The following is a 13,537-nucleotide window of genomic DNA, read 5'->3' as shown; positions in this document are numbered from 1 at the left end:
GCTCGATACAAAGGGGTTCGGTTGGCGCACGCGCATCGCATACATGGGTGGGCGGCGTCGTACTTTCAATGTCCAGTTCAGCTTTAGCTCGTGAGCACGCGGTGGCGCCAGGCCGGCAGGCTTTGGCGGACCTCGTCGATGCGTGCGCGCTCCAGATTCCCGGCGACGACGCCGGCGCCTTCGTCGCGGACCGCGACGATCTCGCCCCACGGGTCGATCAGCATGCTGTGTCCCCACGTGCGGCGGCCGTTCTCGTGCTTGCCGCCTTGCGCCGCGGCGAGCACGTAGCACTGGTTTTCGACGGCGCGGGCGCGCAGCAGCATTTCCCAGTGCGCGGCGCCGGTCGTATAGGTGAAGGCCGAGGGCACCACGATCAGCGCGCAATCGCCCATGCGGCGATACAGCTCCGGAAAGCGCAAATCGTAGCAGACCGACAGGCCGACCCGTCCGAACGGCGCGTCGAAGGTGCGAACTTCCTCGCCAGGCCGGATGGTGCGCGCCTCGTCGAACGATTCTTCGCCTTTTTCGAAATTGAACAGGTGAATCTTGTCGTAGCGGGCCGCTTCTTCGCCCTGTGGATTGAAAACCAGCGTGGTATTGAGGACGCGGCTGGCTTCCGGCGCGGTGATCGGCAGCGTGCCGCCGATCACCCAGACGCCGTGGCGGCGCGCCGCATCCGCCAGAAAACGCTGGATCGGGCCGTCGCCGTAGGGTTCGCGTACGCTGAGTTTGTCCGTGTCCTTGAAGCCCATGAAACAGAAGTATTCGGGCAGCAGGACGAGTTGCGCACCGTCGGCCGCGGCCTCGGCGATCAGGCGTTCCGCCTCGGCCAGATTGCGCTCGCGATCCGGCGTGCTGACCATTTGCAGGGCGGCGACGCGGCAGGACAGGGCAGGGGAAGTTGGGTGGGCGTGGTGTTCGCTCATGGGCGTTTCGAAAGACTCCCGGCAGTGAGCAGGCTGGCGCGAACTGCGGGCGCTGCCTGTGTCGATCAAGGGCGTACCGTTGCCGGTCCGGCGCCGCGAGTATCGTCAGACGGCACTCACGGTGGTCAATGCGGGGTGGCTCAATGCGCTTCCACGGTCGAAGCCGGCAGGTCCATCTTACCTCGATCGCTGCGCACCCGCTCGACATGCGGTTTCGACCACGAACCGGTGATTGCATAGTCCAGCGCGAAGGCTTTTGAAATCGACTTGGACAGCGCGAAATCGGCGACCAGTGCGGCGAGACCGAACAGCGGATTGATCACGGTGGCGGCGACCACGCCGGCGCCGGCGCTGATCGTCGGCACGATATGCACATGCAGGTCCTGGGTTTCCTGCGCGAGGTCGACCGAGCCGGTCATCTCGGCGCGGGCCGGCGCCGTGACCATCTGGAAGTTCTCCGTGCGGCCGATGCCGTCGCTGATCTGCCCGGTGCCCTTGACGCTTTCGAACGGCAGGCCCTCGCCGATCACGTCGCGGAAATTCAGCGTCGCAAAGCGCGCGAGACTTTGCAGGCTCAACACGCCCAGCAGCTTGGCGACGCCCGGATCGACCTTGAGGATCTGGCCGTGCTGAAGGTCGACCGCGAGGTTGCCGTTCAGCGTCGGGTAGTCGATGCGGGTCGGGCCGCCGCGCCAGACCACCTTACCCGACAGCGTGCCGCTGCCGCCCTTGAGCGTGCGCGGCTGGCCGGCCCGTTCGAGCAGGGCGCCGGCATCCTTGATGTCGAGCTTGAAATCGAACACGGTGCGCTTCGGCGTGTCTTCGTCGGCATTGGCGCCGAGGCGCGTCGAGGTGCGCCAGTTGGCCGTCGCGGTCAGGGTGGCGGCCGGATTGCTGATGTCGAGCTTGTCCAGTTGCCAGACCGGGACGCCGTCTTCCTCGAAATTGTGCGCGTCGACTTCCAGGCTGCCTATGTTGTGGTCGCGCACGATCAGCTCGTTCACCACCAGATCGATCGACGGCATGTTCTGCGCCGGCGCCGAGATCGCCTGGCCGAGCAGGTCGTTTTCGGTGGCGGACGGAATCACGAGACGGGCGAGGCGGGCCTGCAGCGTGCCGGGCGAGCCTTTGACGGGACCGGGCAGCCAGGCGAGGTGCCCGGACACCTGATTCGAGGCGACGTTGGCCTGCCAGTTGCCGTTGTCACGCGACGCGCCGACGATCACGCTTTCCCAGTGGCGCTTGAGCAGCGTCAGCATGCCGATGTGCACGGCAAAGCGGTTCGGCAGGAACTGCGTCAGCGCCGGATTGGGCGCGTTGGCTGCCGACGCCGGTGCCGACGCAGCGGGCGCAGCCGCTGCTTCCTTGCTGCGCATCTGGTTGACGAACGCGCGCCACTGGTCGGCGTCGAAACTGTCGATGTCGACCGCGGCGATCACCCCTTCGGTCGGCAGTTCGGCCGGCTTGTTGACACCCACCGCGCCGACCACCACCGTCGGCGGTTGCCCCGGCGTATGGCGCAGCAGATAGGTGGCGGCGATCGGGCCGAACCGCAGGTCGGTGCGTTGCAGGCCGGCGTCGCTTGCCGGGACGGCCGGCTTGAAGGTGAAGTGCAGCGGCATCGGCTGACCGACCGGCTTGTTGAACGGCGCGGGGAAGTCGAGCGCGAGGCCGCTCAGGTCGGAGTTCGCGGTAACGTCGGGCAGGCGCCCCTTCGCGCCGCTCACGCTCAGGTCGTAGGGCGCGCTGCCGCTCATGCGCGTGAGCACTTGCGCGGCCGGACCGTGCAGGTTCAGGCCGCGTGCGGCATCGACGGCAATGTGGCCGTTCAGGTCGAGCGCATAGCTGCCGTTGTTCTTGACCCCGCCGTTGGCGTGGACGTCGCCGCCGAGGAACTGGCCGGAGAGCCGGTCGAGCTGGGCGGTGTGTTCGGTGAAGCGAACCTTGCCGGTGAGTTGCGACAAGGGCGGCACGTTGTCCATGCTCAGGCGGTTGTTCTGGAAGCCCAGCGCGCCCTCGACGGCGATATGCGGCTTCGGCGTGCGCGGCACGGTCAGCTTCAGCGCGAGCGACGCGGGGCCGTCGGCGCGCACCTTCTCGCCGACGTGCTTCGACAGGCCGCCGAGCGCGCTCGCATTGACGTAATCGATCATGTCGGCGAGCGGGCCATGGCCGTCGCCGCTGATCACGAGGGGCGAGGCCTTGGTGCCCAGGTCGTCGATCTTGCCGCCGACCTTGGTGAGCGCGATGCGCTTGTAACGGGCGCGATCGACATCGAAGCGCAGCACGTTCTCTTTCAGCTCGAAGGTGCCGTCGATGCCGTCCAGCGCCGGCCACACGTTCGGCGTCACGCCGTCCTTCATCAGGCGCGGCGGATACGGCGAGGGGTCGAACTTGCCGCCCTTGAAGGGCGCGACGATATGGAACACACCGGCACTCGGATCGCGCGAGTAGGGGAACTTGGTGAGGTCGCCATGCACCTCGATGACCGCGCCGCGCGATATGCCGGCCTGCAGCCCGTGACCGAGGTAAGTGCGCAGTTTCTCGCTGATGCTGGTGGGCAGGTAGCGGACGATGCGCGTGACCTGGGCGTGATCGAACTGGGCCTTCAGATCGAGCGAGCCACGGCCGTGGCCGGGGTTGCTGTAGTCGGCGGTGACCTTTGCGGCGGTGTCCGCGTTGGCCACGCTCAGTTCCGGGACGGTGATCGCAAACGCCTTATGCGCCTCGCCCGGCGCCGCCGGCTTGACGGTCCAGTTGCCGCGCCCCTGCAGGCGGTCGAACTTGAGGCGCGGGTCGTCGAACACGCCCGGCAGCGTGAGCGCCACATTGTTGGTGTCGATCGTCATCGAGCCGTGGGTTTCGTCGGCATCGACGCTGCCCCACAGGTTCTCGACCCCGGGCAAGCCGGCTCGCGGGTGACCGAGCGGGGTCAAGCCCGGCGGCGGTTCCTGGGCCGCCACGCTGATGCCCTGCAGGTCCGCCTTGAAACGGTAGCGCACGATCGGTTCGGCGCCGCTTGCGTTATGTTCGGTGGCCGCTTCGCCGGAGTTCGGCGTGGCCCGTTCGACCTCGATCAGGTAGTTCGCCACCAGCCCGCGCGGATTGAAGCGCACCAGCTCGTTGAGCAGGTGTCCGGAGAGCGGCAGCGCGCGGCTGAATTCGGCGAGGATCCCGAGGTCGACGCGGTCGCCGGTCACGCTGATCAACTGGCCGTGCTGCAGGGAGGCCCTGCGGTAGTGGCCGGTCAGCGTCGTCAAGGCGAGCGTGCGGGTGAGTGGCGTGCCGTCGTCGAGCGGCGGCTGGCCCAGTTCGGCGTGCAGGTGGTTCAGTTGCAGCGTGTAGTCGCCCGTCTCCGCCACCTCGACTTTCCACGAGAAACTGGCGGTCGGCACGTCGAGGCGCGGCTGGGTTGGACGCACCCGCATCGAGACGTTGGTGCCGGCCAGCTCGCCGCTCGCCGATTTCATGCGGCCCTGGGCAAACTCGATCCAGATGGCGTTGTCGACCCGGCCCGCGAAGGTCTCGATCGGGAAGTCGATGTAGTGCGCAAGGGCGGGCAGGTCGACCGGGCCGGTGGACACGTACGCCTGGCCGGTCCAGTTGATCGGCTTGCCGATCGCCGAGAGCGGCGCGTGCTTGAATTGCGCGCGGAAGTCGAGCGGACCGTGCAGCACGCTGCCGTCCGGCGGCGCCTGCAGTGCCAGGTGGTGGTCGTAGCCGTCGTTGAGGATAGCGAGCCGGATGTTCTGCAGCGCCAGTTCCGGCGCGTCGTGACTCGCGTCCTTCCACCGCAGCGTGCCGCCGCGCAGCACGATGGCCTGCTGGCGCAGCAGCCACGTGGTGAAGGTGTCGTTGCCCGTGTGCCGGCTCGGCATCGTGACGCCGGCGACCGATAGCGCGCCGTCGCTGCCGCGCGCGATCAGCACGTCGGGCTGATCGACGATCAGGCTCGAGAGGATCGGCTTGAGTTGCCACAGCGAACTCCACGACACCGTGGCGGTGGCGTGCGGGATCGCGAGCCCGACCTTGCCGTCATGGTCGCGAATGGTCAGATTGGTGACGTCGATGCCAGGCTGAAAACCGGTCCAGTGCGGCGCCAGTTTGCCGATGCTGAGTTGCGCGTGGATTTTCTCGGATACGAGTGCTTCGATGCGCGGCCGGAACGCGTCGACCCGTGGCAGCAAGCCGTAGCGCAGCCCCATGAAGAGCGCCGCCGCGATGAAGTAGATGACCAGCGCAATGGCCGCCAGCACCCTCAGGGTGTGACGCAGCACCACATGGTCGCCGCCGCGCACTGGCCTGACTTGTCCGGGTTCGTGTGGCGCGGCGGATTCGTTTCGCTCGGACATGCTGCGGCGGGGGTGGGCGTATGGTAGTTTTGCGGTCTGACGACGAAATGTAACACACGGGCCAGCCGCGACGAATATCCGTCAAAGCCTGTGCCCATGCCGCCTCGCGACCTGCGCGACGCGCTTCAAGGCTCCGTGATGAGACGGATGACGCAACAAGCGATCCAGACCTTTGATGACTGACGCCATACTCCTGAGTTCCAGCTATTCACACTATGCGGCGCGCGCGCTGGCGGCCCGTCCTGAACTGGCGGAGCGCATTGCGGCGCTGGCTGCCGCGCCGTTGACGCGCGAGCGGATCGAAGCCCGCTTCGACGCGTTGTGCGCCGCGCAGGCCGGCCCTGCCGGCGGCGCGTTGACCGAGGACGGGCTCAAGCGGGCGTTGCGCCAGTTGCGCACCGAGGTGTTCTGCGCCGTGATGGAGCGCGACCTGGCGGGTCATGCGGACGTCGCCGAAGTGACCGGTGCGATGACCGATCTGGCTGAAACGACCATCCAGCGGGCGCTGGCGGTGCTCTCCGCCGATCTCGAAGTGCTGTACGGCGAGCCGCGCGACCCGCAGGGCGAGCGCCTGACGCTCGGCGTGGTCGGCATGGGCAAGCTGGGTGGGCGCGAGCTGAACGTGTCATCGGATATCGACCTGATCTTCCTCTATGAAGAGGACGGCGAAACCGCCGGCGGCCAGCGCTCGCCGATTGCCACGCAGGACTTTTTTACCCGCCTCGGCAAACGCCTGATCGCCGCGCTGGCCGAAGTCACCGCCGATGGCTACGTGTTTCGCGTTGACATGCGCTTGCGGCCGAATGGCGATTCGGGACCGCTCGTGTGTAGTCTTGGCATGCTCGAAGAGTATTTTTACGTGCAGGGCCGAGAGTGGGAGCGCTATGCCTGGATCAAGGGGCGGCTCGTATCCGAGCGCGGCAGCGACGCCGCGCGCCGGCTGTCGAAGCAGCTCGATGCAATCGTTCTGCCGTTCATCTACCGCCGCTATCTGGACTTCGGCGTGATCAGCGCGATCCGTGCGCTGCATCTGCAGATCCGCCAGGAAGCGCAACGCCGCGCCTCGATGCGGCCCGACAAGGCCGACGACATCAAGCTCGGCCGCGGCGGCATTCGCGAGATCGAATTCAGCGCGCAGGTGTTCCAGTTGATTCGTGGCGGGCAGGATGCAGGTTTCCGCGTGCGGCCGACGCTCGCCGTGCTGCGCCACGCGGCGGCGCACGGCCTGCTTGCGCCGACCGTGTGCGTGAAGCTTTCGCAGGCCTATCGTTTTTTGCGCGAGCTCGAACACCGCTTGCAATATCGCAACGACGCGCAGACGCACGCGATGCCGGTCGACCCGGAGGAGCGCGCGGCGCTGGCGCAGGCCATGGGCTTCGACGACTATGCGGCGCTGATGGTGAAACTCGAGGCGCACCGCGAGCTGGTCGAACAGCAGTTCGATCAGATCTTCGCCGACAAGGTGACGGGCCGCGATGGTTGCGGCGCGCCGGAGGACGGCGCGGCGGTGTGGGTGTGGAGCAGCGCGCTGGCCGACGATAGCGCGGACGTTGCCTTGCAGGCGCGCCTCGTCGAGCTTGGCATTGCCGAGCCGGCCGAACTGCTCGCGCGGCTGCGCGCCCTCTGGCAATCGTCGCGTTACGCGGGGCTCGCCGAGCGCAGCCGGCAGCGCTTCGACATCGTGGCGCAACGCGCGCTCGAAGCCGCGCGCACGCTGGAGCCGCCGGCGCGGCGCGGCGATACGGTGGCGCGCTTCTTCGACCTGCTCGAAGCCGTGAGTCGCCGCGGCGCTTATCTGGCGCTACTCACCGAGTATCCGCAAGCGTTGCACCGGGTCCTGTCGGTGCTGGGCGCCTCGCACTGGGCGGCCGGCTATCTGATCCGCCATCCGCAACTGCTCGACGAACTGCTGGACGACGAAGCGATTGCGAGCCCGTTCGATTGGCCCGAATTCAAGCGCACCCTGCGCTTGCGGCTCGCCGCGGCGGACGGCGTCGAACAGCAGATGGATCTGTTGCGCCATGCCCATCAGGCCGAAGTGTTCCGCATTCTGCTGATCGATCTGGCCGGCAAGCTGAGCGTCGAACATGTGAGCGACCGGCTCTCGGAACTCGCGGATGCCGTGCTCGACGTCACGCTCGAAGCCGTCTGGAACCAGTTGGCCCGACGCCACCGCGAGGTGCCGCGCTTTGCGGTCATCGCGTACGGGAAGCTGGGCGGCAAGGAGTTGGGCTACGCGTCGGACCTCGACCTGATCTTCCTCTACGACGACGCCGACGAGAACGCAGCGGAGATCTACGCCATGTACACGCGGCGCCTGATCACCTGTCTGACGATGGCCACGGGCGCGGGCACGCTGTTCGACGTCGACCTGCGGCTGCGGCCGAACGGCGAGTCGGGGCTGCTCGTCACGGATCTGGACGCGTTCAGGCGTTACCAGTTGCGCGAAGGCGACGCGGCGAATACCGCATGGGTCTGGGAGCACCAGGCGCTGTCGCGGGCGCGCTATTGCGCGGGCGACGCCGAGATCGGCGCGAAGTTCGAGGCGATCCGCGAGCAGGTTCTGACCACTCCGCGCGAGGCAGGGCCGCTCGCGCGTGAGATCGTCGAGATGCGCGAGCGGGTGGAGGCCGGGCATCCGAACCGGACCCAACTGTTCGATCTGAAGCACGATCGCGGCGGGATGGTGGATATCGAGTTCACCGTTCAATACTGGGTGCTGCTGCACGCGGCGCGCGATCCGGAGTTGATCCGCAATACCGGCAATATCGCGCTGCTACGCGAGGTGTCGCGCTTCGGGATGATGAGCGAGGAGGAAGCCGAGACGGTGGGCGCGGCGTATCGCACTTACCGCAAGTTGCAGCACAAGCTGAGGCTCGACGGCATGGAGAAGGCGCGCGTCGAGCCGGCCGCCGTCGAAGCGGAGCGCCAGGCGGTGCTGGCGTTGTGGCAACGGGTGTTCGGGTGAGGGTTGGGGCCTGGCCGGCTCGGGGCGCTGAAGGCTCGGAGCGTGTTGTGCGGATTTGCTCGGTGAAACCCGTGAATACGGGCGAGGGGTCGCTCTGGCTCTGGTAGTGGGGCGGCCCGCAGTGTATCGGGGCGCCTCGCCGTGGTGTCGGCACGGCCCGCAGCCCCTGTGTGATGGCGTCTCTTACGCTGCCAGCATTTCCTTGGCGTGCTTGCGCGTCGTGGCGGTGATCTCCAGCCCGCCGAGCATGCGCGCTACTTCTTCGACCCGGCTTGCCTTGTCGAGCGGCGTGACGCTGCTGACCGTCCCACCCTTGCCGTTGGCGGCTTTTGCCACCTGGAAGTGATGGTCGCCGCGCGCGGCGACCTGCGGCAAATGGGTCACGCACAGCACCTGGCGGGCGCGGCCGAGCTGGTGCAGCAAGCGTCCGACCACCTCCGCGACGCCACCGCCGATGCCGGTGTCCACTTCGTCGAAGATCAGCGTGGGGGTGGGGCTGGCGGCGCTGGCGATCACGGCGAGCGCAAGGCTGATCCGCGCCAGCTCGCCACCCGAGGCGACTTTGGCGAGCGGCCGCAGCGGCACGCCCGCGTGGCCCGCCACCCGGAACTCGACCTGTTCCAGCCCGTGCGGGCCTCCATCCGGCAGTGCCACGAGGGCGACTTCGAAGCTGCCGCCTTTCATCGACAGTTCCTGCATGCCCGTGGTGACCGCCGAGCCCAGTGCCTTGGCGGCCTTGGCGCGTGCTTTCGATAGCTGCCTGGCCTCGGCGAGATAGGCTTCCTTCGCTTTGACTTCGGCGGCATGCAGGCTGTCCAGATCCGCGGCGGCATCCAGAGCGGCCAGTTGCGCGCGACGCGCGGCGTGTTCCTCCGGCAGCGTCTGCGGCTGCAAACGGAATTTGCGGGCGGCCGAATGGAGCGCGTCGACGCGCTTCTCGATCTGGGCAAGGCGCTCGGGATCGAGCTCCAGCCGCTGCGCATAGTGACTCAGCGAATACGCCGCTTCCTGCAACTGGATCTCGGCGGGTTCAAGGGCGGCGAGGGCGTCGTTCAGCGCCGGATCGATCTCCGCGAGGTCGCGTACCTTGGAGACGATCGAGGCGAGATGCGTGATCATCGCCTCGTCCGACTCGGATAGCGCAGTGAGCGCACCCTGGACGCCGTCGATCAGGTTGGCCGAATGCGACAGGCGGTTGTGTTCGGCGTTGACCTCTTCCCATTCGCCCGGCTGCGGGGCGAGCTTGTCGAGCTCGGCCAACTGCCATGCTAGGCGTTCGCGCTCGAGCTGCAGTTCGCGGTCGCGCGTCCTGGCGAGTTCGATGGCTTGCACCTTGTCGCGCCAGTTGCGCCAGGCGCGGCCCACGGCGCCTGCCTTGTCGATCAGTCCGGCGTGGGTGTCGAACAGCTCGCGCTGGGCGTCCGGGCGCATCAGCAACTGGTGGGCGTGCTGGCCGTGAATGTCGACCAGCATTTCGCCGACCTCGCGCAGTTGCGCGAGCGTCGCCGCCGTGCCGTTGATGAAGGCGCGCGAGCGGCCGTTCGCGTCGACCACGCGTCGCAGCATGACGGTCCTGCCGTGCGGATCGTCGGCCCCTGCGGCGGCGGCCGAGGCCAGCGCCTGCTCGTCGAGCCAGTGCTCGAGCTGCGCATGGGTTTCGAATTCCGCAGTGATGTCGGCCCGTGCCTCACCGGTACGCACGACGCTCGCGTCGGCACGGGCGCCGAGCGCCAATGCCAGGGCGTCGATCAGGATCGACTTGCCGGCGCCTGTTTCGCCTGAAAAAACCGTAAAGCCGCTGTCGAATTCAAGATCGAGCGCGGCGACGATGACGAAGTCGCGTATCGAGAGGTGGCGAAGCATGGGGTCGTCTGGTGGGCGTGGGTTACCGGCTGGGGCGATCCGCTCAGGGCTTGATGTCGTCTTCGTGCGACGGGTATTCGTTCCAGTGAAGTTTCTTGCGCAGCGTCGCGTAATAGCTATGGCCGACCGGATGCAGCAGCGGCACGGTGTGGCGCGAGCGGCGAACTTCGATGGTGTCGTTGTGTTCGAGCGCAGTGAACGACTGCATGTCGAAATTGACGTTCACGTCCCGCCCCGCCACGATCTGGATGCTGACCTTGGAGTCGTCCGGCAGCACGATAGGCCGGTTCGACAGCGCGTGCGGCGCGATCGGCACCAGCACGATGCCTTGCAACTGCGGATGCAGGATCGGCCCCGACGAGGACAGCGCATAGGCCGTCGAGCCGGTCGGCGTGGCGACGATCAGCCCGTCCGAGCGCTGGTTGTACATGAAGCGGCCGTCGACCGAAACGTGCAGTTCCGCCATCCCCGAGAAGCCGCTGCGGTTCACCACCACGTCGTTGAACGCCAGCGCGTGGTAGATCGGGCTGCCGTCGCGCATGATGCGCGCCTCGAGCAGGGTGCGCTCCTCGCGCTCGAAGTGGCCGCTGAGCATCAGCGGGACGATTTCCTGCATGTCGGAAATCGGGATGTCGGTGATAAAGCCGACGCGCCCATGGTTGATGCCGATCAGCGGCGTGCGGTACGGCGCGAGCTGGCGGCCGATGCCGAGCATCGTGCCGTCGCCGCCGAGCACCACGGCGACGTCGGCGCGCGCGCCGATCTCCGCGGGGCGCAGGGCCGGGTAATCGGTGATGCCGATCTCCGCGGCGGTGTCCGCTTCGAACACCACGTCGAAGCCGCGCCTGGCGATGCACGAGGCGAGCGCGGTCAGAGGCTCGCCGATGCCTGGCGTATTGTTGCGCCCGACTAGCGCAACGGTCTTGAACTGGCTGGTAACTTGCATGCCGGCATTACACCATAGGTGGGGACTGAAAAGAACCGTCCGGGCCACACGGGCGCCCGGCCTGGGCGGGGCGCTGCCTTACCTGCCAGGTCCGCGGGGAGACCCGCACGGAACCGAGTGGTATTGTTAGCGCTCGCGGTTGTTGCGTCATTAAGCTAAAATTTTCCGTCATGCTAGATCCTCGCGCACAAACCCTCCTCAAAACGCTGATCGAGCGCTATATCGCCGAGGGTCAGCCGGTCGGCTCGCGCACGTTGTCCCGCTATTCCGGCCTCGAACTGAGCCCGGCGACCATCCGCAACGTGATGTCCGATCTGGAGGAGCTGGGGCTCGTAATCAGCCCGCATACTTCGGCGGGCCGCATTCCGACGCCGCGTGGCTACCGCCTTTTCGTCGACACCATGCTCACGGTCGAGTCCGCCGCGGACGAAGAAGCCGTCACCCGTACCGTCAAGACCACCTTGCAGGCGGGCGAGCCGCAGAAGATTGTGGCGGCGGCGGCGAGCGTGCTGTCCAGCCTGTCGCAGTTTGCCGGCGTGGTGCTGACGCCGCGGCGCAGCCATGTGTTCAAGCAGATCGAGTTCATGCGCCTGTCGGACAAGCGCATTCTGCTGATCATCGTCACGCCCGAGGGTGACGTGCAGAACCGCATCATGGCGACGCAGCGCGACTTTTCGCCGTCGCAACTGGTGGAAGCCTCCAATTACATCAACGCACACTTCGCCGGCCTGTCCTTCGACGAGGTGCGCCGACGCCTGCGCGAAGAGATCGACGAACTGCGCGGCGACATGACTACGCTGATGCACGCGGCCGTCACCGCCAGCACCGACGAAGCCGACACCGGCGAGACCGTATTGATTTCCGGCGAGCGCAATCTGCTCGAAGTGGCCGACCTGTCTTCCGACATGGCGCGGCTGCGCAAGCTGTTTGATGTATTCGACCAAAAGACCAGCCTCCTTCAGTTACTCGACGTGTCGAGTCACGCCCAGGGCGTGCAGATTTTCATTGGCGGCGAGTCGAATCTCGTGCCGATCGAAGAAATGAGCGTGGTGACCGCACCGTATGAAGTGAACGGCAAGATCGTCGGCACGCTCGGCGTGATCGGACCGACGCGGATGGCCTATAACCGCGTGATCCCGATCGTCGACATTACGGCGCGTCTGCTTTCGTTGACGCTGAGCCAGCAATAGCAACCGCCTGTCGCGAGGCGCGGCGGCCGATGCCATTGCCACTGCCTGCAACCGACCGCCGGTCGACGTCCGCAACGTCATGCCGGTAATAATGCCTGGCGGCGCGGAGCTTGCCAATTGGCCGAATGGCCAGGTATCGGCGGCGGATCGCGCCGCTATAATGAGTTTCACCTGAATCGATTTCCCGCCTTAAGCGGTTAGCCCTGTTGCCTATGCGTTTCGACCTCGAGCGGCCATCTCAGCCCGCCACAGCCCATCGTGTTGCGGTGTTGCTGATCAATCTGGGCACGCCCGACGCTCCAACGCCGAAGGCCGTGCGGCGCTACCTCGCGCAGTTTTTGTCGGACCCACGGGTGGTCGAGATTCCCGCCGCCGTCTGGCAGGTCATCTTGCGGCTCCTGATCCTGCCGTTTCGCGGGCGCTCGTCGGCGCGCAAGTATGCCGCGGTGTGGACGCCGGAAGGCTCGCCGTTGCGCGTGTTCACCGAGAAGCAGGTGGAAGGGTTGCGGCATCTGCTGCAGGCGAACGACTACACGGTGCTCGTCGACTACGCCATGCGCTATGGCATGCCGGGCATTCCGGACATGCTGAACCAGCTCAAGCTGGCCGGTGCGGAACGTGTGCTGCTCGTGCCGATGTATCCGCAATACTCGTCGTCGACCACCGCCACGGCTTTCGACGCCGCATTTGCGGCGCTTGGGCGCATGCGCAACCAGCTGGAAATCCGCACCGTCCGCCAGTATGCGGATCATCCGGCCTATATCGCGGCGCTGGCGGCGCAGGTGCACCAGTATTGGCACGCTCACGGCCGTCCGGATTTCGCAGCAGGCGACAAGCTGGTGCTGAGCTTCCACGGTGTGCCCAAGCGCACGCTCGATCTGGGCGATCCGTATCACGACCAGTGTCAGCAAACCGGGGCGCTGCTGATGCAGGCGCTTGAGCTGACATCGGTCGAATGCCGCATTACGTTTCAGTCGCGCTTCGGCAAGGCCGAATGGCTGCAGCCCTACACCGCGCCGACGCTCAAGGAACTGGGCGCCGCGGGTGTCCGTCGGGCCGACGTGTTTTGTCCGGGTTTTACCGCTGACTGCCTCGAAACGATCGAGGAAATCGGCATGGAGGTTCGCGACGAGTTCGTTCACGCCGGCGGCAAGGAGTTTCACCGGATTCCTTGCCTGAACGCCTCGCAGGCGTGGATTGCCGCGCTTGGTGAGATCGTCGCGCAGAATCTGCAGGGCTGGCCGGTGCAGGCGGCTTCGCTGCAAGGGGTGGTGGAGGCGTGAGGCCGTGTT

Annotated in this window: 7 protein-coding genes; 3 read left to right on the top strand and 4 right to left on the bottom strand. The window is 66.7% G+C overall.

Annotated features, from left to right (window positions below):
- Positions 1-83: 83 nt before the first annotated feature.
- On the bottom strand, positions 84-926 hold the full coding sequence (locus tag BUS12_RS36720; protein ID WP_074302376.1) for a carbon-nitrogen hydrolase family protein: 843 nt from the start codon (positions 924-926) through the stop codon (positions 84-86).
- Positions 927-1,066: 140 nt separating this feature from the next.
- On the bottom strand, positions 1,067-5,278 hold the full coding sequence (locus BUS12_RS36715) for a YhdP family protein (RefSeq protein ID WP_074302375.1): 4,212 nt from the start codon (positions 5,276-5,278) through the stop codon (positions 1,067-1,069).
- Positions 5,279-5,453: 175 nt separating this feature from the next.
- Here BUS12_RS36715 and glnE point away from each other — a divergent pair, with 175 nt between their 5' ends.
- Positions 5,454-8,246: a bifunctional [glutamate--ammonia ligase]-adenylyl-L-tyrosine phosphorylase/[glutamate--ammonia-ligase] adenylyltransferase gene (gene glnE, locus BUS12_RS36710; RefSeq protein WP_074302374.1), complete on the top strand. Its 2,793-nt coding sequence runs from the start codon at positions 5,454-5,456 to the stop codon at positions 8,244-8,246.
- A 183-nt stretch (positions 8,247-8,429) separates the two neighbouring features.
- Here glnE and recN read toward each other — a convergent pair whose 3' ends face one another.
- Positions 8,430-10,109, bottom strand: coding sequence for a DNA repair protein RecN (recN, locus tag BUS12_RS36705; RefSeq protein WP_074302373.1), 1,680 nt, complete (start codon positions 10,107-10,109; stop codon positions 8,430-8,432).
- A 43-nt stretch (positions 10,110-10,152) separates the two neighbouring features.
- Positions 10,153-11,055 (bottom strand): NAD kinase, encoded by a 903-nt coding sequence (locus BUS12_RS36700; protein ID WP_074302372.1) that lies wholly within the window; start codon positions 11,053-11,055, stop codon positions 10,153-10,155.
- A gap of 170 nt (positions 11,056-11,225) precedes the next feature.
- On the opposite strand from BUS12_RS36700, the gene hrcA reads away from it, so the two are divergent.
- Positions 11,226-12,245 (top strand): heat-inducible transcriptional repressor HrcA, encoded by a 1,020-nt coding sequence (gene hrcA / locus BUS12_RS36695; protein WP_074302371.1) that lies wholly within the window; start codon positions 11,226-11,228, stop codon positions 12,243-12,245.
- A gap of 212 nt (positions 12,246-12,457) precedes the next feature.
- Entirely contained in the window at positions 12,458-13,528 is a 1,071-nt protein-coding gene (gene hemH / locus BUS12_RS36690) for a ferrochelatase (RefSeq protein WP_074302370.1), read from the top strand.
- Positions 13,529-13,537: the final 9 nt, after the last annotated feature.

This window comes from Paraburkholderia phenazinium (assembly GCF_900142845.1).
GTDB classification, from domain to species: Bacteria; Pseudomonadota; Gammaproteobacteria; order Burkholderiales; family Burkholderiaceae; genus Paraburkholderia; species Paraburkholderia phenazinium_A.
Note: the sequence above shows the minus strand (reverse complement) of the source record. Positions and strands in the feature narration are given on the sequence as shown.

Excerpts from the sequence above, each read along its gene's own strand:
- BUS12_RS36700 (WP_074302372.1), bottom strand. The coding sequence starts at position 11,055 with ATGCAAGTTACCAGCCAGTTCAAGACCGTTGCGCTAGTCGGGCGCAAC.
- glnE (WP_074302374.1), top strand. The coding sequence starts at position 5,454 with ATGACTGACGCCATACTCCTGAGTTCCAGCTATTCACACTATGCGGCG.
- BUS12_RS36720 (WP_074302376.1), bottom strand. The coding sequence starts at position 926 with ATGAGCGAACACCACGCCCACCCAACTTCCCCTGCCCTGTCCTGCCGC.
- hrcA (WP_074302371.1), top strand. The coding sequence starts at position 11,226 with ATGCTAGATCCTCGCGCACAAACCCTCCTCAAAACGCTGATCGAGCGC.
- BUS12_RS36715 (WP_074302375.1), bottom strand. The coding sequence starts at position 5,278 with ATGTCCGAGCGAAACGAATCCGCCGCGCCACACGAACCCGGACAAGTC.
- recN (WP_074302373.1), bottom strand. The coding sequence starts at position 10,109 with ATGCTTCGCCACCTCTCGATACGCGACTTCGTCATCGTCGCCGCGCTC.
- hemH (WP_074302370.1), top strand. The coding sequence starts at position 12,458 with ATGCGTTTCGACCTCGAGCGGCCATCTCAGCCCGCCACAGCCCATCGT.